The 25,273-nt window shown below is 62.9% G+C and carries 13 protein-coding genes and 2 riboswitches; of the genes, 10 read left to right on the top strand and 3 right to left on the bottom strand.

Annotated elements, in window-relative coordinates:
- Window positions 1-457: 457 nt before the first annotated feature.
- Complete coding sequence (locus KOM00_RS09080) at window positions 458-673, top strand: CsbD family protein (protein WP_216498606.1); 216 nt, start codon at window positions 458-460, stop codon at window positions 671-673.
- A gap of 88 nt (window positions 674-761) precedes the next feature.
- Here KOM00_RS09080 and KOM00_RS09075 read toward each other — a convergent pair whose 3' ends face one another.
- Window positions 762-1,019, bottom strand: coding sequence for a hypothetical protein (locus KOM00_RS09075; RefSeq protein WP_216498605.1), 258 nt, complete (start codon window positions 1,017-1,019; stop codon window positions 762-764).
- A gap of 162 nt (window positions 1,020-1,181) precedes the next feature.
- Window positions 1,182-2,360, bottom strand: coding sequence for a methyl-accepting chemotaxis protein (locus tag KOM00_RS09070; RefSeq protein ID WP_216498604.1), 1,179 nt, complete (start codon window positions 2,358-2,360; stop codon window positions 1,182-1,184).
- A 559-nt stretch (window positions 2,361-2,919) separates the two neighbouring features.
- Between KOM00_RS09070 and gltB the strand changes: the two genes are divergently transcribed.
- Both gltB and KOM00_RS09060 read left to right on the top strand, forming a co-directional pair.
- Complete coding sequence (gene gltB / locus KOM00_RS09065; protein WP_216498603.1) at window positions 2,920-7,500, top strand: glutamate synthase large subunit; 4,581 nt, start codon at window positions 2,920-2,922, stop codon at window positions 7,498-7,500.
- Window positions 7,501-7,650: 150 nt separating this feature from the next.
- Window positions 7,651-9,132 (top strand): glutamate synthase subunit beta, encoded by a 1,482-nt coding sequence (locus KOM00_RS09060; protein ID WP_216498602.1) that lies wholly within the window; start codon window positions 7,651-7,653, stop codon window positions 9,130-9,132.
- 116 nt (window positions 9,133-9,248) lie between these two features.
- Here KOM00_RS09060 and KOM00_RS09055 read toward each other — a convergent pair whose 3' ends face one another.
- Entirely contained in the window at window positions 9,249-12,671 is a 3,423-nt protein-coding gene (locus KOM00_RS09055; protein ID WP_216498601.1) for a LamG-like jellyroll fold domain-containing protein, read from the bottom strand.
- Window positions 12,672-12,830: 159 nt separating this feature from the next.
- Window positions 12,831-12,908, bottom strand: a riboswitch (cyclic di-GMP riboswitch).
- Window positions 12,909-13,154: 246 nt separating this feature from the next.
- Window positions 13,155-13,234, bottom strand: a riboswitch (cyclic di-GMP riboswitch).
- Between the two features lie 490 nt (window positions 13,235-13,724).
- Here KOM00_RS09055 and KOM00_RS09050 point away from each other — a divergent pair.
- The 7 genes from KOM00_RS09050 (at window position 13,725) to KOM00_RS09020 (ending at window position 25,271) form a co-directional block, all read left to right on the top strand.
- On the top strand, window positions 13,725-14,561 hold the full coding sequence (locus KOM00_RS09050; protein WP_216498600.1) for a CheR family methyltransferase: 837 nt from the start codon (window positions 13,725-13,727) through the stop codon (window positions 14,559-14,561).
- A 458-nt stretch (window positions 14,562-15,019) separates the two neighbouring features.
- Window positions 15,020-15,391, top strand: coding sequence for a pyridoxamine 5'-phosphate oxidase family protein (locus tag KOM00_RS09045; RefSeq protein WP_216498599.1), 372 nt, complete (start codon window positions 15,020-15,022; stop codon window positions 15,389-15,391).
- A 373-nt stretch (window positions 15,392-15,764) separates the two neighbouring features.
- Window positions 15,765-18,245 carry a M6 family metalloprotease domain-containing protein gene (locus tag KOM00_RS09040; protein ID WP_216498598.1) on the top strand — a complete coding sequence of 827 codons (2,481 nt, stop codon included), beginning with the start codon at window positions 15,765-15,767 and terminating at the stop codon, window positions 18,243-18,245.
- 57 nt (window positions 18,246-18,302) lie between these two features.
- Window positions 18,303-20,285, top strand: a complete 1,983-nt coding sequence (locus KOM00_RS09035; RefSeq protein ID WP_216498597.1) for an alpha-amylase family glycosyl hydrolase — start codon at window positions 18,303-18,305, stop codon at window positions 20,283-20,285.
- A 197-nt stretch (window positions 20,286-20,482) separates the two neighbouring features.
- The gene (gene katG, locus KOM00_RS09030) at window positions 20,483-22,675 is read left to right on the top strand and encodes a catalase/peroxidase HPI (protein WP_216498596.1); all 2,193 of its coding nucleotides are present in this window, start codon (window positions 20,483-20,485) and stop codon (window positions 22,673-22,675) included.
- 320 nt (window positions 22,676-22,995) lie between these two features.
- A complete protein-coding gene (locus KOM00_RS09025; protein ID WP_216498595.1) occupies window positions 22,996-23,421 on the top strand; it encodes a fasciclin domain-containing protein in 426 nt (141 codons plus the stop codon).
- Between the two features lie 161 nt (window positions 23,422-23,582).
- Window positions 23,583-25,271, top strand: a complete 1,689-nt coding sequence (locus tag KOM00_RS09020) for a transporter substrate-binding domain-containing protein (RefSeq protein WP_216498594.1) — start codon at window positions 23,583-23,585, stop codon at window positions 25,269-25,271.
- The last annotated feature ends 2 nt before the right edge of the window (window positions 25,272-25,273 follow it).

Below are 25,273 nucleotides of genomic sequence, written 5' to 3'. Positions count from 1 at the left end.
AATCGTCGCAGTATGAGACAGCGACGTCTCTCTTAACGACTTGCGCATCACTATATGCAGAAGACTAAGTGAAAGCAGATCCAATGTCAAAAACCTAAAAGCGGGATCTTTTGAAGAAACCAAGTCAGAATGGAGCAATAACTGTTGAGGAATCGAAAATCAACACAGATGGCAACGAAGGATCGCCTCACGCGAGGGGGGGACCCAGGGCAGGTCCATCCCTTGTCTTTTGGTGCACCGCTCTCACGTCATCATCCCCAAAATGTAGGCAAACAAGTTCCTGCGCGCGAAGCCCCCCCGGACGACAATACTACGCAAAGCGGTCATAATTGTTTGGAGCAGCCGTGGTGATAATCACCTGTATTTAGACGATGGATACATGATAAAATCAAATCGTAGCAACTGATATGCAACCGAAAGGAGGAGCAAGACAACGGCGCAAGCCGGGAGGTAGGCCATGAGATCCAGTACAAGGGATACATCAAAAGGCGTGCTGCACGAAACAAAGGGCAAAGTAAAGGAAACTACCGGCAAGATATTCGGGAACGTCTCATTGGAAGCCGAAGGCAAAGCGGAAAAGATAGCAGGCAAGGTGCAAAAACACGCAGGCAAGGCTGAAAAGAGCATCGAAGACGAACTCGATGCGGAGAGGGGCCGTCGCGGCAAATACTAACCCGCGCGACCGACAGGCATGACCGGAAGGGGACGGCGTTAACGCCGTCCCTTTTTCATTTGAGGGTTGCCTTGCAGCGGGCACACCGCTAAAGCGGGGTACCGCAGTAAGGGCAGACCTTGCAGGCCGGGTCGAGATAGCGCCCGCAGGGGGGGAAGGTGCACTGCTTCGGCTGCTTCCTCGCTGCCGGCAGCGGTTGAAACTCCTCGGGATCCTTCAGCGGCCTGCTCGGTACCGGGTCGCTCTGCGCCGCCTCCTTCAGAGGAAGACACTCCAGGGCTTCCTGCATCTGCAGGCGACGCTTTTCCACTTTCTTCGCTTTCTTCAATTTACCGTTTTTCGACATGAGGCATCCGTGAGCAGATATAAAAAGGGGTTACCTGACGGGTAACCCCTTCACAATGGTTGCGGGGACAGAGGTGGCTGCTGTTTGCGTCGCAGCCCGGCCCGCAGCTATAGCACACTCACGGGCCGGAAGCAACCCCCACCCGCCGGTACCCTGGTGAAGCTAAAGCTTGAACTGACGCACCAGGCGCTCCAGTTCCTCCGATTGCAGGGCCAGCGTGGAGGCAGCGGCGGCGGCATCGTTCACCCCTCGCGCGGTCTGATGCACCACGTCGGTTATCTTCTGGATGCTGCGGGTGATCTCGTCGGTGGTGGAGGTCTGCTGCTGGGCGGCGGCGGTGATCTGGCTGATCTGGCTGTTCACCTCGCTCACCTGTGCGAGTATCTCCTCCAGGGCCTGCCCGGAGCGGGCCGAAAACTCGGCACCCTTCCCCACCTCGGCCACCCCTTCCTCTATGGCCGCAATTGCACCCCGCGTCCCCCCCTGGATCGCCTTGATCATCTCGCCGATCTCCCGGGTGGCGCTGGTGGTCCGCTCGGCCAGGGCCCGCACCTCGTCGGCGACCACGGCGAACCCCCTCCCCTGTTCCCCGGCCCGGGCCGCCTCGATGGCGGCGTTCAGGGCCAGGAGGTTGGTCTGGTCGGCGATATCCTGGATGGTGCGGATGATCTGGTCGATCTGGTCGGAGCGCGCGCCCAGGTCCTCGACCGTCCTGGCTGCCCCCTGCACCCTGCTCGCGATCCGCTCCATGCCCAACGTGGTCTGGCGCACCACCTCCGCGCCGGAACCGGCGGTCTGGCTGGCGCGTCTGGAGTTGTCGGCGGCGCTCACGCAGTTGCGGGCGATGTCTCCGGAAGTGGCGGCCATCTCTTCGCTGGCAACCGCCACGGCGTTGGTCTGCGCAGCGGCGTCGTCGGTACCGGCCGAGATCCGCTCCGCGTTCTCCTGCAGTTGGTGCGAGGTGAGGGCCATCTGCTCCGAGTTCTGCTGGATCTGGCGGATGATGTCGCGCATGGTGGTCTGAAGTGCGTCGATCGAACGGATGATGGTGCTGATCTCGTTGTTGCGCTTGGCGGAGATGGGTCTGGTCAGGTCTCCGTCTATCATCGTCTTCAAAAAGGCGATGATCCGCTGCAGGGCATCGTTGACCGACCAGAACAGCAGCGCGCTGAAGAAAGCACCAAGGACCAGGAACACCGCGGTCGAGACCACCGAGAGGGCCAGGGAGAACGATCTTCCCGCCACAACGGCGAAGACGATGCAGAAGCTGTAACAGATGCAAAGCAGGATGATCCGGGTGCGGATCCGGAGATGGAGGTAGAGATCGAGCAGAAAGTTCATGAGCTGTCCCCAGCGGTTCGTTTCCATTCACAGCAAAGCGGCCTCGATGCCGCCTGCCTGTACTAGGCACCTCTTCGGAACCACAAGCCCGATGCTTTAGGCGTTTATCCCTCTTTTTTCTTAAGAAAGGCCTCATCCGACTCTTCGCTGAAGGCCGACTCCGCCTTCCGCATGGGACAGCGGTCACCGTTTTCTCTTAAATCCTTTCCCGCTTCACGCCGATACAAGTAACAGCGTCGAATCACTCTACCCAGAACACCGACCCACCAGGCATGAAAGGAGTTCTGCCGATGCAAGCGATCTGGCACTGCTATCCATCCCTGGCTGACTACACATTTCTCCCGGCGTCCACCCATGAGTACACAACTGAGTAACAGTTGTAATCTCGTGTATGACAAAAACGCGCCGCGCCGCGCGAGTATTAGAACATACACACCCCGGAACCTCCTGTATTTGCGAGTCAATCGCCCCGGACAGCCGTATACGTTTCACATGGCACGGTAACTGCTGATAACCGTTGACTCATTCGTCCGAACACTACCCCCGCAAAGGTTGCATCATGAAAACAATCGGATTACCCAAGAAGCAGGGGATGTACGATCCCCAGTTCGAGCACGACGCCTGCGGCGTCGGCTTCGTCACCAACATCAAGGGGAAGAAGTCCCACGAGATCGTCCAGCAGGCGATCACCGTCCTGGAGAACCTGGACCACCGCGGGGCCGTCGGCAGCGAACACAACACCGGCGACGGCGCCGGCATCCTGATCCAGCTCCCCGACGCCTTCTTCCGCAAGGTCTGCCCCGAGGCCGGCTTCGAGCTCCCTGCCCCCGGCGACTACGGCGTGGCCATGCTCTTCACCTCCCCGGAACCCACCGAGCGCAGCGCAGCGAAGCACATCTTCCAGCGCATCATCGCCGAGGAAGGGGTCGAGGTGATCGGATGGCGCGAGGTGCCGACCGACAACTCCTCGCTTGGAGACACGGCGAAGGCGGGCGAGCCGCTGGTCCGCCAGATCTTCTTCAAGCGTGGCGCCTCCTGCCCGGACGAGGACTCGTTCAACCGGAAGCTCTACCTGGTGAACCAGAGGGCGATCCACGAGATCCGCGACCAGGAGGTAGATCCGTACTGGTACGTGGCCAGCATCTCGACCCGCACCATCGTCTACAAGGGGATGCTGATGCCGGCCCAGCTGGACCAGTACTATCCCGAGCTGCGCGACCCCGCGGTCGAGTCTGCCATCGCCGTGGTCCACTCCCGCTTCTCCACCAACACCTTCCCGAGCTGGGACCGCGCGCATCCGTACCACTACCTGGCGCACAACGGCGAGATCAACACCCTGCGCGGCAACGTGAACTGGATGCATGCCCGCCAGTCCATGTTCAACAGCGAGCTGTTCGGCGACGACATCAAGAAGCTCTTGCCGGTCATCAACACCAACGGCTCCGATTCGGCCATGTTCGACAACTGTCTCGAGCTTTTGCTCATGACCGGCCGTTCCCTGCCGCACGCCGTGATGATGATGGTGCCGGAGCCGTGGGAAAACCACGAGACCATGAGCAAGGAGAAGCGTGCATTCTACGAGTACCACTCCTGCCTGATGGAGCCGTGGGACGGACCCGCAGCCCTCACCTTCACCGACGGCCGCATCATCGGCGCCGTCCTCGATAGAAACGGCCTGCGTCCGTGCCGCTACTACCTCACCGACGACGACCTGGTCATCATGGCCTCCGAGGCAGGCGTCCTGCAGGTGCCGCCCGAGAAGGTCATCAAGAAGGGCCGCCTCCAGCCGGGCAAGATGTTCCTGGTCGACACCGAGCAGGGGCGCATCATCCCGGACGAGGAGATCAAGAACGGGCTGGCAACAGCCAAGCCGTACGCTGACTGGGTCAAGGTGAACCACCTCCCCCTGGTTGACCTTCCCAAGGCGAAGGGTCAGGCAGTCGAGGAATCCCCCCTGGTGCAGCGGCAGAAGGCCTTCGGTTACACCTTCGAGGACCAGGAGACCATCATAGGGCCCATGGCCACCGACGGCATCCAGCCGCTTGGCTCCATGGGGACCGATACCCCGCTCGCGGTCCTCTCGGAGAAGCCGCAGCTTCTTTACAGCTATTTCAAGCAGCTCTTCGCCCAGGTGACCAACCCGCCCATCGACCCGATCCGTGAGGAGATCATCACCGCGACCGCGGTCAGGATCGGCTCGGAAACGAACCTCCTGAAACCCTCCTCGACCGGCGCGCGCGTCATCCGGCTGGAGCACCCGCTCCTCACCAACGAGGAGCTCGAGAAGCTGCGTGAACTCGACCGTCCCGGTTTCAAGAGCGCGACCCTGTCGCTGCTGTTCAAGGCGGCCGACGGCGCCGAGGGGATGGAGAAGGCGCTCGACAGCCTGTTCAGCAGCGCCATCCGTCACATTGAGATGGGGACCACCGTCCTCATCCTCTCCGACCGCGGCGTGAACGAAGAGTACGCTGCCCTGCCGGCCCTTTTGGCCGTGGCCGGCCTGCACCACCACCTGATCCGCACCGCCACCAGGACCCACGCCTCCCTGATCCTCGAGTCGGGTGAACCGCGCGAGGTGCACCACTTCGCGGTGCTCCTGGGGTACGGCGTCACCGCCATCAACCCCTACCTCGCCTTCGAGTCCATCGAGGACATGATCCAGCAGGGGATGCTCCCCGGGCTCGACTACAAAAAAGGGGTCAAGAACTTCGTCAAGGCCTCCATCAAGGGGATCGTCAAGACCATGGCGAAGATGGGGATCTCCACCATCCAGAGCTACCGCGGCGCCCAGATCTGCGAGGCGGTCGGCCTGCACCAGTCGCTGATCGAGAAGTACTTCACCTGGACCCCGTCCAGGATCGGCGGCATCGACCTCGACGGCATCGCCCAGGAACTGCTGATCCGCCACAGAAAGGCCTACCCGCAGCGGGTCCCTGCGGATCCGACCCTGGACCCGGGGGGGCAGTACCAGTGGCGCAAGGAGGGTGAGGAGCACCTGTTCAACCCGCTCACCATCCAGTCGCTGCAGAAGGCGACCAGGACCAACGACTACAAGGAGTTCAAGGTCTTCTCCAAGCTGATCGACGAGCAGAACGAGCGTATCTACACGCTGCGCGGCCTGCTCGACTTCAACACCGACATCCGCATCCCGGTCCCCATCGACGAGGTCGAGTCGGTCGAAGAGATCATGAAGCGCTTCAAGACCGGGGCCATGTCGTACGGCTCCATCAGCCAGGAGGCGCACGAGGCGCTCGCCATCGCCATGAACCGCATCGGCGGCCGCTCCAACACCGGCGAGGGGGGCGAGGATCCGGAACGTTTCACCTGGACCAACGAGCTTGGCGACTCCAAGAACAGCGCGATCAAGCAGGTCGCCTCCGGGCGTTTCGGCGTCACCAGCAACTACCTCACCAACGCCAACGAGCTGCAGATCAAGATGGCGCAGGGCGCGAAGCCGGGCGAAGGTGGCGAGCTGCCGGGGTCCAAGGTGTACCCCTGGGTCGCCAAGACCCGCCACACCACCCCGGGCGTCGGCCTCGTGTCGCCGCCGCCCCACCACGACATCTACTCCATCGAGGACCTCGCGGAGCTGATCCATGACCTGAAGAACGCCAACCGCCGCGCGAGGATCAGCGTCAAGCTGGTCTCCGAGGTCGGGGTCGGCACCATCGCGGCCGGCGTGGCCAAGGCCCATGCCGACGTGGTGCTCATCTCCGGCTACGACGGCGGCACCGGCGCCTCCCCGCTCTCCTCGATCAAGCACGCGGGTCTCCCCTGGGAGCTCGGTCTCGCCGAGACCCACCAGACCCTGATGCTCAACAACCTGAGGAGCAGGATCATCGTCGAGGTGGACGGCCAGCTGAAAACCGGCCGCGACGTCGCCATCGCCGCCCTTCTAGGCGCCGAGGAGTTCGGCTTCGCCACCGCGCCGCTGGTCACCCTGGGCTGCGTCATGATGCGCGTCTGCCACAGCAACACCTGCCCGGCCGGCGTCGCGACCCAGGATCCGGAACTCAGGAAAAACTTCTCCGGCAAGCCCGAGTACGTGGTCAACTACATGCGCTTCATCGCGCAGGAGGTTCGGGAGATCATGGCGGAACTCGGCTTCCGCACCTTCAACGAGATGGTCGGCCGCGCCAACCGCCTGGAGCCCAAACGCGCCGTCGCCCACTGGAAGGCCCAGGGGCTTGACTTCAGCAACGTCCTGTACCAGCCGCAGACCGGCATCAAGGGAAGCCGCTACTGCACCGAATCGCAGGACCACGGCCTGGACAAGTCGCTCGACATGACCAGGCTCCTGGAGATCTGCAAGCCCGCCATCGAGAAGGGCGAGAAGGTGAGCGCGGAACTCCCGATCACCAACATCGACCGCGTCGTCGGCACCATCGTCGGCAACGAGGTCACCCGCGCCCACGGCGCCGCCGGCCTCCCCGACGACACCATCAGGCTCAAGTTCCGCGGCTCCGCGGGGCAGAGCTTCGGCGCCTTCGTACCCAAGGGGATGACCCTTGAGCTCACCGGTGACGTGAACGACTACCTCGGCAAGGGCCTAAGCGGCGGCACCATCGTTGTTTACCCCCCCGACGGCTCCCCGTTCAAGGCCGAGGAGAACATCATCGCCGGCAACGTCGCCCTCTACGGCGCCACCAGCGGTACCGCCTACATAAGCGGCATCGCCGGCGAGCGCTTCTGCGTGCGCAACTCCGGCGTCGACGCCGTCGTGGAAGGGGTGGGTGACCACGGCTGCGAGTACATGACCGGAGGCACCGTCGTGGTCCTTGGTGAAACCGGCCGCAACTTCGCCGCCGGCATGAGCGGCGGCATCGCCTACGTCCTGGACAGCGCAGGGGACTTCAAGGAGCGCTGCAACACCGAGATGGTGGCGCTTGAGCAGCTTGACGAGAAGGACCTGGAAACCCTCCGGGAAATGATCCTTCAGCATGCCAAGCGGACCGGCAGCGCACGCGCCACGCGCATCCTGCACGACTGGAAGACCCACGCCCACAAGTTCGTCAAGGTGATGCCGATGGACTACAAGCGGGTACTCCAGGCACTCGAGCGCGCCCAGGCCTCCGGCCTCACCGGCGATGACGCGCTGGCTGCCGCCTTCGAAGAGAACGCGCACCAGGCCGCACACTAAAAGCAGGTCGAGGTCAAGGTTGAGGTTGAGCTAAAACTCACCCTCGGCCCTGCCCGGCCTCGAGCCCGATTGGAAAAGCAGGAAGGGATTAAGGCTGGCAGAACCTCTCGACCTTAACCTCGACCTCAACCTGATTTTAAGGATAGAGCTATGGGAAAACCTACCGGATTCATGGAATACAAACGCGAGCTCCCGGCCGACCGCGAGCCGCTTGAGAGGCTAAAGGACTGGAACGAGTTCCACCTGCACCTGCCGGAAGATCATCTGCGCACCCAGGGTGCCCGCTGCATGGACTGCGGCATCCCGTTCTGCCACACCGGCATGCTGGTGAGCGGCATGGCCTGCGGCTGCCCCATCAACAACCTGATCCCCGAATGGAACGATCTGGTGTACCGCGGCCTGTGGAAGCAGGCCCTGGCCCGGCTGCTTCGGACCAACAACTTCCCCGAGTTCACCGGCCGGGTCTGCCCCGCCCCGTGCGAGGGGTCCTGCACCCTGGGCTCCATCGACCCCGCGGTCACCATCAAGAATATCGAGGTGAGCATCATCGACCGCGCCTGGGCGGAGGGGTGGATCACCCCGAACCCGCCGCAGGTGAGGACGGGCAAGAAGGTCGCCGTGGTCGGTTCCGGCCCGGCCGGCCTCTCTGCCGCCGCCCAGCTCAACAAGGCCGGGCACCAGGTCACCGTGTTCGAGCGGGCCGACCTCCCCGGCGGGCTTTTGATGTACGGCATCCCCAATATGAAGCTCGACAAGCGCGACGTGGTGCTGCGCCGTGTCAAGATGATGGAGCAGGAAGGGATCAACTTCGTCTGCAACACCGCCATCGGCGGCGCCGACTACCCGGTGGAGAAGCTGCGCGGCGAATTCGACGCCGTGGTGCTTGCCACCGGCGCCACCCTCCCCCGCGACCTCCCCATCGACGGGCGCTCCTTAAAAGGGATCCACTTCGCCATGGACTTCCTGACCGCCAACACCAAGGCGGTCCTGAACGAAGGGGCCGAGTTCATCTCCGCCGAAGGCAAGGACGTGATCATCATCGGCGGCGGCGACACCGGCACCGACTGCGTCGGCACCTCGCTGCGCCACGGCTGCAACTCTGTCACCCAGCTCGAGATCATGCCCCGCTTCCCCGACACCCGCTCCGACGACAACCCGTGGCCGGAGTGGCCGAAGGTCCACAAGGTCGATTACGGCCAAGAGGAAGCGGCAGCCAAGTTCGGCGCCGACCCGCGCGTCTTCGTCACCACCGCGACCAAGTTCGAGGGTGATGCACAGGGGAACGTGACAGCCGTGCACACGGTCCAGGTGGAGTGGAAGCAAAACGAGAAGGGACAGTTCATACCGGTCCCGGTTCCGGGAACCGAGCAGGTCCGCCCCGCGGGCCTCGTGCTCCTGGCCATGGGCTTTCTCGGCCCCGAGCAGGAGCTTCCCGAGGCGCTCGGGCTCGAGCGCGACCCGCGCAGCAACATCAAGGCGGAGTTCAACCGCTACGCCACCAACATACCGGGCGTCTTCGCCGCCGGCGACTGCCGTCGCGGCCAGAGCCTCGTCGTGTGGGCCTTCAACGAGGGGCGCGGCGCGGCCCGCGAATGCGACCGCTTCCTGATGGGCGAGACCGAGCTCCCGTAGTCGCATCACCGTATCAATGCTAAAAGGCACCCGGTAAACCGGGTGCCTTTTCTCATGCTGCTCTTCACAGCCTGCTCCGCCTCGGGCGGGCGGGGTGCCTTAGCGGGGCGAAGTGTTCACTTCCCCTTCCCTTTATCGTGGGGAACCGTCACCGTCGTTGTCTTGGTGGTCGTTACCCCCGCCGCGTCGGTTACCGCGACGGTGATGGTGTATTTCCTCCCGTCCGCGTCGTTGGCGTTTCTCCAGGACTCCAGCATGATGGTGCCGCCGAGCTTCAGGTTCTTGTAGGCGATCTTGCCGTACTCGTCGCTCACCGACACAGAGACCGACTTGACCGGGGCTCCGCTGCCGGTCACTCCGCCGCTGATCTTCACCGGCACCATCTTGTGCTGGGGAGGCCACAGGACGCTGGGCGTCGCGGTGAGGGTGATCTGGGGCGGCTTGGTGGCCCGGACGACGGTCGCCGTCGCGGTGACAGCGTTGCCGGCCGCATCGGTCGAGGCGGCACTGATGAGGTTGCCCCCCTCGGCGAGTCCGGAAAGATCCGCCTGCCAGGTGGTGTCGGTCGGGTAGACGATCTCCCCTACCGTCGCCGTGGCGCAGACAACGGTCACCGCCGTCCCGGCTTCCCTGATCCCGGTGATGGTGAGGCCGGTCTGGCTGGTCGGGCTGACCGGGGGATCGATGCCCAGTACCGGGGGGGTGATGTCATAGATGACGTTACGCTGCACGGTCGTCGAGGTGCCCACCTCGTTGGTCGCGGTGACCACTATGTCATAGGTCTTTTCCTGGTCCAGGGAGACCGTCTGCTCGTAGCTGCCGTTGACCACGGGGGGGGTGAAGGTTTCGCTGTCCTTCTTGATGGTGACACCGACAGCGGTCAGAGAGTCGGCCACCGACCCCTTGATGGTGAGATTGCTCTGGTTGATGCGCAGGTCCTGGTTGGGCGCGTTGATCGACAGGGACGGCTTCTGGTTGTCATAGAGCACGGTCCGCTTCAGCGTGCTCTGGTTGCCGGCCAGGTCCGTGGCCGTCACCTCGATGGTGTTGTAGCCGGGGATCAGGGAGAGGTAGGCGCTGAAGGCGGCGCCGGTCTGGGCGGCAGCCTGAACGTTGTCGCCGAGCCTGACCACCACCCTCGAGGTCTCGTCCACGCTCCCGCCGACGGTGAGCAACGCGGAACCGGTCATGCTGTTGTCGGCCGGGCTGCCGATCGCCAGGGCGGGCGCCGTCTGGTCCAGGGTCACCGTGCGCGTTTCGCCGCTACGGTTGCCGACCTGGTCGATGGCCGCCACGGTCACCGTGTTGGCCCCGGGTTTGAGCGCCAGCGCGTAGGTGAAGCTCCCGTCCGCGTTGAGCGGGACGGGGTTGCCGTTGATGCTGAACTCCTGAACGACCGTCTGGTCCGTCACCGTGCCGGCGATGTTGAGGATGTCATTGTTGGTGTAGCTGCCGTCGCTCAGGGTGGACAGGGCCAGGGTCGGAGCCGCGGTGTCGATGACGAAGTTATCGGTCTTGACGTCGCTCACGTTTCCTGCCAGGTCCCTGGCGAAGTACCTGAGGGTTGCCGAGGTCGTGATGGAGATGGGCGCGACATAGACGCTGTCGCTTGTGGTCGGCACCGAGCCGTCGAGCGTGTAGTAGATCACCGCAGGCTCGCTGGCGCTCAGGGCAGCGGTCTGGGAGGAGGCGTAGGCGCCGCCGCTCGTGGTCGAGCTGACCGTGGGGGAGGTGCGGTCCACGATGACCGTCGTTGCGCTGGGGGCGCTCTGGTTGCCGGCCGCGTCGACCGCGCTGGCCGTGATGACGTTGCTCCCCTCCTTGAGGCCGGTGACCTCGACGCCCCACGTGGTCGCGCTCGGGTAGGAGACCGGGCCGATGCCGGCCCCGGCGCAGCTAACCGTGACTGCCGAGCTGTCTGCGCTCCTGGTACCGGTGATGATCTTGCTGGCGGCGTTGGTCGGCGCCGGCACCGGATCGATTACAGGCGCAGCGGGGGGAGTGCTGTCGATGGTGAAGGCGAGCCGGTAGGAGGAGGCATTGGCGAAACTGTCGGTCGGGTTGATGACGCAGCTGTAGGTCCCCTGGGGGAGGGTGGACGCCGGGGTGAACTTCACGGTACCGCCGCTGCCGGCACCTGAGCTGCTCCAGGTCCCTGCGATCTTGGTGCCGGAGGCGTTGGTCAGCGCGGCGCCGCTCAAGGTTGCGGCAAAATCGAGCGAGGAAAAGGCGTCCGAGAGGGTGAAGCTGACCGCGCCGGGCGCGGTCTGGAGGAGGGCGTTGGCTGCCGGTGCGGTCGCCGTCACCGCCGGCGCCGAGCTGTCCAGGACCACCCTCTGCGTGACCGGCGCGCTGCTCAGATTCTGTCCGTCCAGCGCGGCAACGGATACCGAGTTGATCCCCTGCGCCAGGGTGTAGGTCGTCTTCCAGGTGGTGCCGGCGTCCAGGGGAACCAGGGTGGTGCCGTTGACCACGACGGCGGTATTGGCGGGCTTGGTGCCGCTCAGTGTTACGGTTGCCGCGGAGGTCGCGGACGGCAGGGGAGAAACGGTGGGAAGCCCCACCGCAGCGGCAAGGTAAAGGCCCTGAATGTCACCGGCGGAAAGGGCGCTGCTGTAGACCAGGGCGTCATCGATGAGGCCGTTGAAGTACTGGATGCAGTCGGAGTTGCGGCCCAGGTTGAGGTTGGCAGATCCCAGGAACAGTTTGGGGACCGTAGAGGTTTTGCCGGCGACCTCGACCCCGTTCACGTAGAGTTTCAGAACGCCGTTGTCGAAGGTCGCCGCGACATGCTGCCAGGTATTGGGGGTGATCGGCGCGTTGGTAGTAACCAGGCGATCGTAGCTTGTGCCGTCCTTGCTGATGTCGGTGCGGATGTTACCGGTGGGAGCCAGGCCGATCTGGTAGGCATAGCCACCGTAACTGAACTTGCTGATTATCTGCCGGTACTGGGTGACGTCGGACGGTTTGATCCAGGCGGCCAGCGTCATGCCGGAGGTCAACTTCAGGCTGGGGCTGTCGATAACCGAGACGTAACTACTCGAGCCGTTGAAGCTCCCGGACCCGGTGCCGACCTTGACGTCGGTGCTGAAGGTAGGCGCGTTCATGGGGTAGCCGTTGTTCCCGTAGATGGACGAGCCGTTCCAGTTCGCGTCCAGCTTCCACCAGCCGACCAGCGCCGCCTTGTTGATCCGCACCAGCTGCGACTTGGCCGGTGCCTCGACGTTGCCCGCCAGGTCGGTCGACCTGACAGAGAGGTAGCTGTCTCCGTCGGTGTCCAGCACGAAGGGTGCGGAGTACGGCTGCCAGGTGACGCCGTCAAGGCTGTAGTCGGTCCTCGCCACCCCGGCGCCGCCCGCGTCATCCGCGGCCGTCAGGGTCACGGTCACCGCGGATGCGTACCCCCCGCCTCCTCCCCTCACGCCGGCGACGTTGATCGTCGTGGTTGGTGGTGTCGCGTCAATCGCCGCCAGTGCCGGCGCGCTGCAAAGCGCCAGCAGTACCGAACTGCCTGTCATCAGACTACGAACCGTGCTCATAGTTGACTCCTCCCGTAGGCTTTATTTCATTGCATGACATTTGAAGCCCCCTCCCCGCCTTTTTCGTGTAAGGGAGGAGAAATCGGCCAAAAAAAGAAACAGCCCGCCCCGGAAAGGGCAGGCTGGCATGACGAAGATAAACTCCCGCTACAGAGTCACTTCGACGGCCCCTCTAACCAGCTGCGCTGGATGGTGGCTCTGTGCCACACGGTTACCCGTGCTTTACCCTTTCGGCGACTTCCCGATTCGCTCACCCCCTGCGACGCACTGTTGCCTGGGGGATTGAATCGCGACTTAATTTTTACGAGAACGAACAACTGACGCGACCGCCCTTTGCGAGCGTTTGTTTCAGGTCACCCTGCCTTGCGAAGGCTCCGCAATCACCTGAAGAAAGAGCGCAAAAAAAAGGAGCACTCTCAGTTCCGAAGATGAGAGTGCTCCTTTTGCCAATACGTTCCGGGTGCCAGGATGCATATCCATCTCTTCGGCAACCCGGCTATCCTCTGTGATAAGGACCCGTGGCTTTGCGTCACCAGATTACTCTGGTTTTGCCCGTTCGGAGAACGTTTTTTAAGTTGTATGCAGAGATGTATCACAGTAATCGCCAAATGGCAAATGTTTTTTTATGACAGAAGTCACTTCTCATCCTGTTCGCAACTTTTTATGCCTGTGCGAGGCAGGCAGAGACACTCTCAGCCTAAGGTAAAAGCGCGCCGGGCCCCTTTTATGACCACGGCCTCCGCGTTACCTCCTCACGACTTTCGCGAGTGTGGCGTGCCACAATACTGGGGACCGACAACTGTGGCATGCCACAACTCTACGCGCCTCATTAAACCGTCTGGCTACCGGCTTCACGCTGGACAGCTACGGCACTCGCCCATTAAAGGCATGAGACTTCGGCAACTTATACGAAAGCTGCCCCGGCGGGACATTTTTTCCCCTTCCGGAGGCCTGATGGGAACGGATCGTGTTTACGAGATACCCAAAAACGACACTGGCACGCGCCGGTCCATATCGGACGACACGGGAACAACAAGCACGGAGGGAGAAGCCATGACTGCACAGGCCAATTACACCAGCAGCGATTTTCACCGCATACGCCACATGTACCGCTCCTCCACCGGGATCACGTTGGGGCACCACACCAAGGACCTGGTGTACAACCGCATGTCGCAACGGGTGCAGGGCACCTCTGCGCAGAACTTTTCGCAGTACCTGGACCGGCTGGTGGTCGACAGCAAGAACGAGTGGGGCGCCTTCACCAGCGCCCTTGGCTCATCCCCCTGCTGTTTTTTCCGAGATGCTGCGCATTTCGCGATGCTGAAGGAGTACCTGCAGGTCCTACGGACCCCCGGGGCGCTGCTTTGGTCTTGTGCCGCGGGCACGGGGGAGGAGGCATACTCGATGGCGATGACCGCCCATGACGCGCTGGGGGGGGACGTACGATCCATGAAGATTCTCGCCACCGACATCGACCTCTCGGCGCTGGCCGTCGCCGAGGACGGGGTATATCCTGCAGACCGGTTGCGGCACCTTCCCCAGCAGTACAAAGAGAAGTACCTTGTCCGGCTCGCCTGCCGCGAAGAGGCCTACCAGGTGGTGCCCGAGATCCGGCGCATGGTCTCCTTTCTCCCCTGTAACCTCGCAGCGCAAGAATGGGTGCTGAAAGGGAAATACGATGCCATCTTCTGCAAGGAGGTCTTTGACCACTTCGATCCCGCGACACAGCAGGGGCTGGTCGGGCGGATGGCGGGGATGCTGAAACCGGGCGGGCTCCTCTTCATGGGCGAGACTGAACCGGGCCTCGGCGGAGATCAGCGCTTCGAGCATAGGGGCGAAAAGGTATTCTCTCTCAAACCGCACTTCCTTGGCGGCGCCCCTCAGGGGTAATCCCGGCTTCCACCCCAAAGGCGCTGCGCGCAGTGGCGGCGATGTTCGCGCAGCACCTGCCGTCATTCGTCTCGTGCTCGCCGCGGCCAAACCGGCTGGCCTCCCGAGCTTTGAAGGGCATTGCCGGGGCCGTCGCCACCAGCAATTTCCCTCCCCTTCTCCCCGCCCCCATCCTCTTCTCCCCTCTGCCCGGCAGGGTTACACCCGCACCTGCCGGGCAGGCCTTCTGACCCCACAAATTTATTCTGTTCTGACCCTACTCCTGGGGGCAATTTTCATCTAGCCTAACGCAGGCGTCGGCGGGGAGCCCGATCCCCGAACTTTCCCGAGAGCACCTGTTCCCTGACCTGGTCCTGGAGCTGCCGGTAGAGAGGGGCTTTCTGGTTCTGGCCCAGGATGGACATAAACTCTTGCAGTCACGCCGTGTGGCTGCGCAAGATCACCAACAGGAGGTAGAAATGATTTCCGAAAAACTGCTCGAAATTCTGAAACAGGATGGCGTGGTCGCAATCGCAACCTTGGGGGAGAACGGACCGCACCTGGTCAACACCTGGAACAGCTATATCCGCATCTCCGACGAGGGGCGCGTCCTCATTCCCGCAGGCTACATGCACCGGACCGAGGCCAACGTCGCCTTCAACCCGGAAGTGCTGATCACCGTGGGGAGCAGCAAGGTGCAGGGGCTGCACGGCCCGGGCGCGGGTTTTCTGATCAAGGGGGAGGCCGCATTCATAACGTCCGGACCCGATTTCGATCAGCTAAAATCGAAGTTCGGCTGGCTGCGCGCCACCCTGGCCGTCACCCCCGACTCGATAACCCAGACCTGGTAGAACTCCTGCCGCGGCTGCAGCCACCTGCAGCCGCTTTTTTTTGTCCAACTGCGGCTGCCTGCGCTGGTGAGGTTCTCCCGGGCCTTGACAGTATCAAATATTAAACTACTATAATTTACCCGAAAGCCAGGGCGCTCCCACCGTGTTCCTGACCTGCCCCGGGGCGGCGGAACAAACCACTCCGCCGGCTCCATCAAGTACATCTCTTGCCTCCACAGCCATGTTGGGCCTGCGCGGTCGCCGCATTCTGCCGCCGCGGAGGGCTTTTTTTGTTTCCGAAAAAGAAGGTGCTGTGGAAACAGCGCGAAAAAAGGAGGTGATAAAGGCGTATCGGCTCGTCAGACTTTGATCCCAATCATGCAAAGGAGAAGCTATGAGCATACCATTCGCCCACAAGCCATTCACCCTCAGCAACCCCGACGGAACCCGCATCGAAGTCCAGGGATGGGGAGACCAGAACTTTGCCGTATTCGAAAGTGACGGCTACACCGTGGTGCCAAATCCCGAGACCGGTTACTACGACTATGCCATGCTGGCCCAGGATCAGGCGTCCCTGATCCCGTCCGGGGTCCGGGTAGGGAGTGCGGATCCGAAAAGCCTCGGACTCCAGCCTGGCCTCCGCCCAACTCCGCACGCCATCCGCGGTCTGGCGCTGGCCGGGCAGCAGGCGCTCGGGACCAAGCGGCGCTGGGAGATCCGCAGGGAAAACAGGAGGACCGGACTGCAACAGGCGTTGAAGCTGGCAGGTCCGTTGACCGCTCCCCCCTCCGAAGCCCGTACCGGCGCCTACACCGGTCTCTGCCTCTTGGTCAGGTTCCCCGACGTCCCGGACACCATCCCGCAGCAGGAGGTCGCCGACTTCTGCAACAAGCGGGGCTACAGCAACTACGGCAACAACGGCTCTGTCTACGACTACTACCTCGACAACTCCGCCGGCCGCCTCCAATACACCAACATCGTCCCCACCTACTACACCGCGAAGCATCCTCGGGCCTACTACACCGATCCGGCGGTGCCGTGCGGCGTGAGGGCGCAGGAGCTGATCCGGGAGGCGCTCGACGACCTGAAGGCGAAGCAGTTCGATTTCAGCCGTCTTAGCAGCGACGAGGACGGATACGTCTACGCCCTCAACGTCTTCTACGCCGGCGGCTTGGTCAACCAGTGGGCCAAAGGCTTGTGGCCGCATTCATCGGCGATGGGCGGATACCAGGCCGGGAGCGGCAAGACCTTCTCGGACTACCAGATCACCAACATGGGCGACGAGCTTTCCCTTGAGACCTTCTGCCACGAAAACGGCCACATGCTCTGCGATTTTCCGGATCTCTACGACTACGGCTACGAGTCCAACGGCAACGGCCAGTACTGCTTGATGGCCTACGGTGGCCCGGATCCGAAGAACCCGGTGAGCGTCTGCGCTTACCTCAAGTACAAGGCGGGTTGGGCGACCCAGGTGACCAGGATCACCGACGGGATGACCGCCACGGCGCCCGCGGGACAGAACCGGTTCTTCCTCTACGGGGTCCCCAACCGGCCGACCGAGTACTTCCTCCTGGAAAACCTGCAGCAATCCGGACGCAACGTGGGGCTTCCCGATGCGGGGCTGGCGATATGGCATGTGGACGAGCTCGGCAGCAACAACTGGGAACAGATGAGCCCCTCCCAGCACTACGAGTGCGCCCTCGAGCAGGCGGACAACCAGTTCCACCTGGAACGGCGCGCCAACTACGGAGACGGCAACGACCTCTTTGCGGCGCCTGCCGCGGCCCAGTTCACCGCGGCGACCGCGCCGAGCTCGAAGTGGTGGGATGGTTCCCCTTCCGGCCTCAACATCGTGCAGATCTCCCCTCCCGCGCCGGTCATGACCTTTACGCAGGCCGATACCGCAGCGCCCTTCGCCACCCAGCTCTGCCAGGTCAACAACGCCGACGGCCGCCTCGAAGTCTTCTCCATCGGGACCAACAGCGCGCTGTACCACAACTGGCAGGTGGTCCAAAACGGCGGCTGGCACGGCGGGGTCGCCCTGGGGGGCATGGCCCGGCAGGTGGTGGCGGGACGCAACCAGGACGGCAGGTGCGAGATCTTTTACGTCGGGACCAACAGCAAGATCTATCACAGCTGGCAGGTGGCACCCAACGGCGATTGGATCGTCGACCAGCCGCTGGGCGGAGCGGCAAAGCAGATCGCCGTCGCCAACAACGCGGACGGGCGGCTGGAGATCTTTTACATCGGCACCAACGACCAGATCTACCACAACTGGCAGACCAGGCCCAACAACGGCTGGAGCGGCGAATGCCCGATGGGAGGTGCCGCCAAGCAGATCACCGTCGGCCGCAACGCCGACGGGCGCCTCGAGATTTTCTACGTCGGCACCAACGACCGTATCTACCACAACTGGCAGATCGTCCCCAACGGCGGGTGGAGCGGCGAAGCGTCCCTTGGGGGACTGGCGAAGCAGATATCGGTCGGCCGCAACGCGGACGGGCGCCTCGAGATCTTCTACGTCGGCACCAACGACCGTATCTACCACAACTGGCAGACCGCGCCCAACAACGGCTGGAGCGGGGAGGCGGCCCTGGGCGGCCTGGCGAAGCAACTCACGCTGGAAAAGAACGCAGACGGGCGGCTGGAGCTCTTCTACATCGGGACCAACGACCGCATTTACCACAACTGGCAGACCAGGCCCAACAACGGCTGGAGCGGCGAGAACCCGATGCTGGGGATGGCGAAGCAACTCACCGTAGGGCGCAACGCCGACGGCAGGCTGGAGATATTCTACGTGGGGACCAACACCCGTATCTACCACAACTGGCAGACGGCCCCCAATAACGGCTGGTGCGGTGAACAGCCGCTGTAAGCAGACGGCCGGCGCCGGCGCAGACAACTGCCCGGCGCCTGCATTTACGGAGGAGACATGACCTTGACGACTGAAGGGACGGAGCGATACGCGTCGGACTACCGGATGCAGCAACTCGGTGTCTTTCGCGTCGAGGACGGTGTGAGGTTCCGGGCGTGGCTTCCTTTTGCCGGGGACGTGAAGCTCGTCCTTTACGACGACGACCGCAACGAGCGCATCTACCCGATGCTCAACGAGTGGAACGACTGCTGGTCGGTTACGGTTGCCAGCGTGAAGGAGGGGCAGCAGTACGTCTATCGTGTGGACGGAAGGGACAAGAGCGATCCGAGGGCGCAGGCCATGGTCGGCGCCGCGGACAACTCCATCGTCCACCTGGGGGAGTATGCGTGGAAGGTCAACGACTTCCGGATGGCGCCCTGGAACGAGCTGGTAATCTACCAGATGCACACCGGCACCTACCCCGACAAGACCGTGGAAAGCTCGGAGCTGTTGAAGGGGGTGCTGGACGACCTTTGGTATCTGCAAAAGCTTGGGGTCAACACCGTCCAAATGCTGCCGACCACGGAGTTTGCCACAGAAAGATCGTGGGGTTACAACCCTGCGGGGCTCTACGCGGTCGAGGCGGACTACGGCGGCCCGCGCGCCCTGAAGCAGTTCGTTGACGCCGCGCACGCCCGGGGTATCGCGGTACTCATAGACGTGGTGTACAACCATCTCAACCCCGCAGGACCGAAGTCGTTGTGGCAGATCACCCCGTGGCAGCAACCGATCTCCGTAGGAGGCGGTCCGCTCCAGGAAGGTGGCGGCGTCTACTTCTACAACGATCCGCGCGCCGTCACCCCCTGGGGCTCACGCCCCGATTACGGCAGGCCCCAGGTCCGCGACTACCTGCGCGACAACCTGATGATGTGGCTTTTGGAGTACCGGATCGACGGGGTGCGCTTCGACTCCGTGGTGAACATACGCAACGCCAAGGGCAACAACAACGATCCGGCCAACGACCTGCCCGACGGCTGGCGTATGCTGCAGGAGATGAACAACTGCGTTCGGGCCGAGCACCCCAGGCGCAACCTGCTGACCATCGCGGAGGACCTCCAGGGGAACGAATGGATCGTCAAGGATACCGGCAGCGGCGGGGCCGGCTTCGGTGCCCAGTGGGACGCGGCATTCATCGGTGTCAGCCGCGACCAGCTCGCAAAGACCTGGGACGGCGACCGGAACATGCACGAGATCCGCAGGATAATCGAGGGGCGCTACGGCACCGACCGGTACCAGCGCGTCGTCGCCATCGAGACCCACGACCAGGCTGCGCATCTGCGGCTCACTGACTGCATCGACTTCGGGCGGGTCGACGAAAGCTGGCTGGTGCGCAAGCGGATCGGCCTCGGAACCGCCCTCATGATGACCGCACCCGGGATGCAGATGTTTCTCCAGGGGCAGGAGCTTTTGGAGTGGCGAAAGTTCGGCGACGACCGCGCGGTCAGCGGCGTCGATTGGAACCGCTTCTGCGAGATCGACAAGGAGTGCCGAAGCTGCCTGAACAGCCGGCTCAAATGCCTCTCCGCGACCGGAGGCCCCTGCGAGAAAGCCATCTCCTGCAGCGATTGCCCTGACCTGCCGGAGCGGTGCACCCCCGAAGGGAAATTCAGCGGAACCTTCCGGCTCTACCAGGACCTGATCCGGCTGCGGAGGAACTGGCACGACAACACGAGAGGGCTGCGGGGTCAACACCTCAACGTCTTCCATGTCAACGACACCGACAAGCTGGTAGCCTTTCACCGTTGGGATGCGGGGGGCGGGGGGGACGACGTGGTCGTCATCCTCAACTTCGCCAACCGGTCCTACGACAGTTACACCTTGGGGTTCCCAAGAGGCGGGTTGTGGCAGGTTCGGTTCAACAGCGACTCCCGGGATTACGACCAGGGCTTCGGGAATCACGCAAGTTTTGCCACCGAGGCGCACCCGGCAAGCCGCGACGGCTTGTCTTTCCAGGGGAGCATCGGGATCGGTCCTTACAGCGCGCTGATTCTCTCCCAGTGACACCGGATTTTGCCGCTAGAGCAATTCTTGGGGCTCGCAGATTCTGCGAGCCCCTTTTTTCAAGCCGGGATCCGGATTCTCAAACACCACTTCCGCTATCCAAACGGGTCACCCCTTAGACACAAGGCCCCTGTGACGGTATTATTTACAGCTGCAGGCCCAGTTAACGGTTTTGTCACACTGAGAAGGAGGACACCATGGAGGCGGAAAACAAATGCCCGGTAACGGGCGCAACCAGCTCCCCGGCGGTCGGCGGTCGCACCAACCGGGACTGGTGGCCGAACCAGTTGAACCTGAGACTCCTGCACCAGCGTTCGCCCCAGTCCAACCCCATGGACGGGAGTTTCAACTATGCTGAGGCCTTCAAGCAGCTCGACCTGGAGGCACTGAAACGGGACCTCTACGCACTGATGACCGACTCGCAGGAGTGGTGGCCGGCCGACTACGGTCACTACGGGCCGCTCTTCATCCGGATGGCTTGGCACAGCGCCGGGACCTACCGCACGGGGGATGGCCGCGGCGGCGCGGGGTCGGGGAACCAACGCTTTGCCCCCTTGAACAGCTGGCCGGACAACGTGAACCTCGACAAGGCGCGCCGGCTCCTTTGGCCTATCAAGCAGAAATACGGCAGGATGATCTCCTGGGCCGACCTCATGATTCTCGCCGGCAACTGCGCGCTGGAGTCGATGGGGTTCAGGACCTTTGGCTTCGCCGGGGGGCGCGAGGACGCGTGGGAGCCCGACGAGACCTACTGGGGCGCAGAGACCGAGTGGCTCGGCGACAAACGTTATTCCGGTGAGCGGGATCTGGAAAATCCGCTCGCGGCCGTGCAGATGGGGCTCATCTACGTCAACCCGGAAGGGCCGAACGGCAACCCGGATCCGGTCCTCTCAGGGCGCGATGTCCGCGAGACCTTCAAGCGCATGGCCATGAACGACGAAGAGACGGTCGCTCTCATCGCGGGCGGACACACCTTCGGCAAGTGCCACGGAGCCGGGAATCCGGTGCATGTCGGACCGGCACCCGAGGCCGCCGGCATCGAGGAGCAGGGGCTTGGCTGGAAGAGCAGCTTCCGCAGCGGCAAGGGGGGAGACACCATCGGTAGCGGTCTGGAGGGGGCATGGAAGCCGCAGCCGACGCATTGGGACATGGGGTACCTGAAGGTGCTTTTCAAGTACGAATGGGAGTTGGTCAAGAGCCCGGCGGGCGCAAACCAGTGGGTCGCCAAGGACGTTGCCGAAGAAGACATGGTCGTCGACGCCCACGACCCGTCGAAAAAACACCGCCCGATGATGACCACAGCCGACCTCTCCCTTCGCTTCGACCCGGTCTACGAGCCGATTGCGCGGCGCTACCTGCACAGCCCGGAAGAATTCGCTGACGCCTTCGCCAGGGCGTGGTTCAAGTTGACCCATCGCGACATGGGGCCCCGCTCCCGCTACCTCGGCCCCGAGGTGCCGTCCGAGGCACTGATCTGGCAAGACCCCGTCCCCGCAATCGATCATGAGCTGGTCGACGAGCGGGACATCGCGCAGCTCAGGAAGCGGATCTTCGCCTCCGGTCTCTCCATCCCGGAGCTGGTCTCCACCGCATGGGCGTCGGCAGCGACTTTCCGCGGTTCCGACAAGCGCGGCGGGGCTAACGGAGCGCGCATCCGCCTCGCCCCGCAGAAGGACTGGGAAGTCAACGAGCCGCCCCGGCTGTCGGCGGTGCTTAAGACCCTCGAGGAGATCCGGAAACAGTTCAACGACACACAGGGCGCCAAGAAGGTTTCCCTTGCCGACCTGATCGTCCTGGGTGGGTGCGCGGCCGTCAAGCAGGCAGCCCGCAACGCCGGGCACGATCTGAAGGTACCCTTCACACCGGGGCGCACCGATGCCTCCCAGGAGCAGACCGACGTCTCTTCGTTCGCGGCCCTCGAACCCGCAGCCGACGGGTTCAGAAATTACCTCAAAGCCCGATACTCGGTGACCCCGGAGGAACTGCTGATCGACCGGGCCCAGTTGCTGACGCTCACCGCTCCCGAGATGACGGTGCTGATCGGTGGCCTTCGCGTCCTGGAAGCGAACTTCGCACAGACCAGACACGGCGTATTCACCAACCGGCCGGGCGCGCTTACCAACGATTTTTTCGTGAACCTGCTCGACATGGGTACGACCTGGAAGAGTGCATCGGCGGCAGGCGACGTCTTCGAAGGGCGGGATCGCAGAACCGGTGAACTGAAGTGGACCGGCACCCGTGTCGATCTCGTCTTCGGTTCTAACTCCCAGCTTCGGGCTCTGGCCGAGGTGTACGGCTGCCGTGATTCCCAGGAGAAGTTCGTGAGCGACTTCGTTGCCGCCTGGGACAAGGTCATGAACCTCGACCGCTTCGATCTCGCCAAACCTTGATGCGCCGGCGACGGCACCCTCGTGTTCACCCGAGCCGGTGGTCATGAAAAATTGCGCTCTAAGCGAAACGGTTCAGGAATCCCCTGAACCGTTTCCTTTTTTAGCCTGCAAGGAGTCATCCCTTCCAAGGCAAGGTCTATGACTGAGGCAGGGGCATTTCGAGAGGGCCGTTTTCCCTCTCATACGACACAATGTTTGTTCTTCCCATCCATCCTGCGCCCCTTCTATAATTAAGGCAGTCCCGACAGCACAGCGACCTTATGTAAAAGTGCTACCCACCGGACCATGATCACATGGGCCGGTTGTGAAGGAGGGAGGACATGAAAGACATCATCGACACACTGAAGACGGACGGTTCCTTTCAGACCCTGCTCTCGCTGCTGGAGAGCGCCGGGCTGACTGAGAGGCTGCACGGCGCTGGAGCCTTTACCCTGTTCGCTCCCGATGACGAGGCATTCACGCGCGTGAAGGTGGAAGTCATCGCGGCCGACAAGGATAAACTGGCCTCACTCCTCGCCTATCACGTCGTCAAGGGGGCGCACAACTCCGCGCAGATCGCTGAGAACGATCACCTGTTAACAGAAAGTGGCAAATCGCTCAGTGTCCGTACCCAAGGGGGGCGCCTTGTGATCGACAACGCTCAGTATGTGCGGACCGACATAACCTGCGGCAACGGTTTGATCCAGGTCATCGACAACGTCTTCCTGCCCGAGTTTTCCGGCTGGTACTGCGGCGGCTGCTGCTGACACTTGGTTTTCGTCCTCGTTGATTTCCTCTTGCTAACGCTTGTGCGATGGTAGTACGCTCAGGTGCGCCCACAGGTCTGTCAATTCATGTTCAGGCGGGAGCGCAGAGGTGTCTCAGATAGCCTTTACTCCACATTCCCTTTGATTTCGTACGGCACTGCATGACTTACGCCCTCCCATACACCCGCCGTTTCCTGCCGGTTCTGCTGCTGGTTCTGTGCATGCTCACGCCCTGCTCCGGTTGGGCTGCAGCGGCGGGAACCATCGTCGTCGGCGGCGACCACAACTATCCCCCTTACGAATTCCTCGACAAGGACGGTCACCCGGCCGGCTTCAACGTCGACCTGACCCGCGCCATCGCGGAGGTGATGGGAATGACGGTGGAGATCCGCCTCGGTCGCTGGGAAGAGATCCGGAAGGCACTGCAGAGGGGCGATGTGGACATCGTCCAGGGGATGGTCCAGGCGGAGGTACGGGCCAGGGACTACGACTTCTCGCCGCCGCACTCGATCATCAACCAGTCGGTCTTCGCCCGCCGCGGCGCCAGGACGGTGCAGAACCTGGGCGACCTCAAGGGGAAAGAGGTCTTCGTGCAAAACGGCGGCATGATGCACGACTACCTCCTGGAAAAGAACGTGGGAGCCGCCATCTTCCCCGTCGACACCCACATCGACGCGCTGCGCCAGCTCGCCGCCGGCAAGCACGACTACGCCCTGGTCGGCAACCTCCCCGGACTCTACCTGAGCCGCGAGTTCGGCCTCTCCAACATCGTGCCGGTAGGCAAACTGTTCGCCGGTCAACCGTATTGCTATGCCGTCAAAAAGGGCAACGACCAGATCCTGTCCCAGTTCAGCGAAGGGCTCGCCATCCTGAAAAACACCGGGCGCTACCAGAAGATCCACGACAAGTGGCTCGGCGCACTGGAACCGCCTACCGTCTCCTGGCGCAGGATCGTCACCTACGCCGCCATCACGGCGCTGCCGCTGTTGCTGCTGCTCAGCGCCATCGGCTACATCAACCGCAGGCTCACCAAGGAAGTCGCACTCCGCACGCAGGAGATGCAGTTGCAGCAACAGCAGCTGATCCAGGCGGACAAGATGGCATCTCTCGGCATCCTGGTCTCGGGCATTGCCCACGAGATCAACAACCCGACCGGGCTTTTGCTCTACAACCTGCCGGTATTGAAGAAGATCTTCCGTTCGGCCGAAGAGCACCTGGAAGAGAGGTTCCAAAAGGAAGGGGACTTCCTGATCGGCGGGATGCGCTACTCCCAGTTTCGCGAGGACATCCCGTTGCTCATCGACGAGATGCTCGACGGGGCCACACGGATCAAGCGGATCGTCGAGGACCTCAAGGACTTCGCCCGCAAGGACACCTCGCAGATGGACCAGTCGGTGCTCTTGAACGACGTGGTCCGGGCATCACTGAGGCTCGTGGAAAACTCCATCCGCAAGACCACCGGCAACGTCGTCACCGAGCTTGCCGAAGGGCTCCCGGCGGTCCGAGGCAACGCGCAGCGGATCGAGCAGGTGGTGGTAAACCTGATCCTCAACGCCTGCCAGGCGCTCCCCGATCCGGGAAAGGGGATCTATCTCACCACCGGTTACGATGCCGAGCGCAACGAGGTACTCCTGCTGGTCCGGGACGAGGGGGTCGGCATCTCCAGCGAGGATCTGCCGCGCATCGCGGACCCGTTCTTCACCACCAAGCGCGAGGCGGGGGGGACCGGGCTCGGCCTCTCGGTATCGGCGTCCATCATAAAGGAACACGAGGGAACCATGGTTTTCGAGTCGCAGCCGGGCGAGGGAACCACGGTGCGGGTGGCACTGCCCGCCCTTCAAGGAGCATGACC

This window comes from Geomonas diazotrophica, from assembly GCF_018919385.1.
Lineage (GTDB): Bacteria > Desulfobacterota > Desulfuromonadia > Geobacterales > Geobacteraceae > Geomonas > Geomonas diazotrophica.
This window is presented reverse-complemented; position numbering and strand designations above follow the sequence as displayed.

What these genes read in the sequence shown, in the direction of transcription:
- KOM00_RS09080 (WP_216498606.1), top strand. Translation starts at nt 458, where the DNA reads ATGAGATCCAGTACAAGGGATACATCAAAAGGCGTGCTGCACGAAACA.
- KOM00_RS09075 (WP_216498605.1), bottom strand. Translation starts at nt 1,019, where the DNA reads ATGTCGAAAAACGGTAAATTGAAGAAAGCGAAGAAAGTGGAAAAGCGT.
- KOM00_RS09070 (WP_216498604.1), bottom strand. Translation starts at nt 2,360, where the DNA reads ATGAACTTTCTGCTCGATCTCTACCTCCATCTCCGGATCCGCACCCGG.
- gltB (WP_216498603.1), top strand. Translation starts at nt 2,920, where the DNA reads ATGAAAACAATCGGATTACCCAAGAAGCAGGGGATGTACGATCCCCAG.
- KOM00_RS09060 (WP_216498602.1), top strand. Translation starts at nt 7,651, where the DNA reads ATGGGAAAACCTACCGGATTCATGGAATACAAACGCGAGCTCCCGGCC.
- KOM00_RS09055 (WP_216498601.1), bottom strand. Translation starts at nt 12,671, where the DNA reads ATGAGCACGGTTCGTAGTCTGATGACAGGCAGTTCGGTACTGCTGGCG.
- KOM00_RS09050 (WP_216498600.1), top strand. Translation starts at nt 13,725, where the DNA reads ATGACTGCACAGGCCAATTACACCAGCAGCGATTTTCACCGCATACGC.
- KOM00_RS09045 (WP_216498599.1), top strand. Translation starts at nt 15,020, where the DNA reads ATGATTTCCGAAAAACTGCTCGAAATTCTGAAACAGGATGGCGTGGTC.
- KOM00_RS09040 (WP_216498598.1), top strand. Translation starts at nt 15,765, where the DNA reads ATGAGCATACCATTCGCCCACAAGCCATTCACCCTCAGCAACCCCGAC.
- KOM00_RS09035 (WP_216498597.1), top strand. Translation starts at nt 18,303, where the DNA reads ATGACCTTGACGACTGAAGGGACGGAGCGATACGCGTCGGACTACCGG.
- katG (WP_216498596.1), top strand. Translation starts at nt 20,483, where the DNA reads ATGGAGGCGGAAAACAAATGCCCGGTAACGGGCGCAACCAGCTCCCCG.
- KOM00_RS09025 (WP_216498595.1), top strand. Translation starts at nt 22,996, where the DNA reads ATGAAAGACATCATCGACACACTGAAGACGGACGGTTCCTTTCAGACC.
- KOM00_RS09020 (WP_216498594.1), top strand. Translation starts at nt 23,583, where the DNA reads ATGACTTACGCCCTCCCATACACCCGCCGTTTCCTGCCGGTTCTGCTG.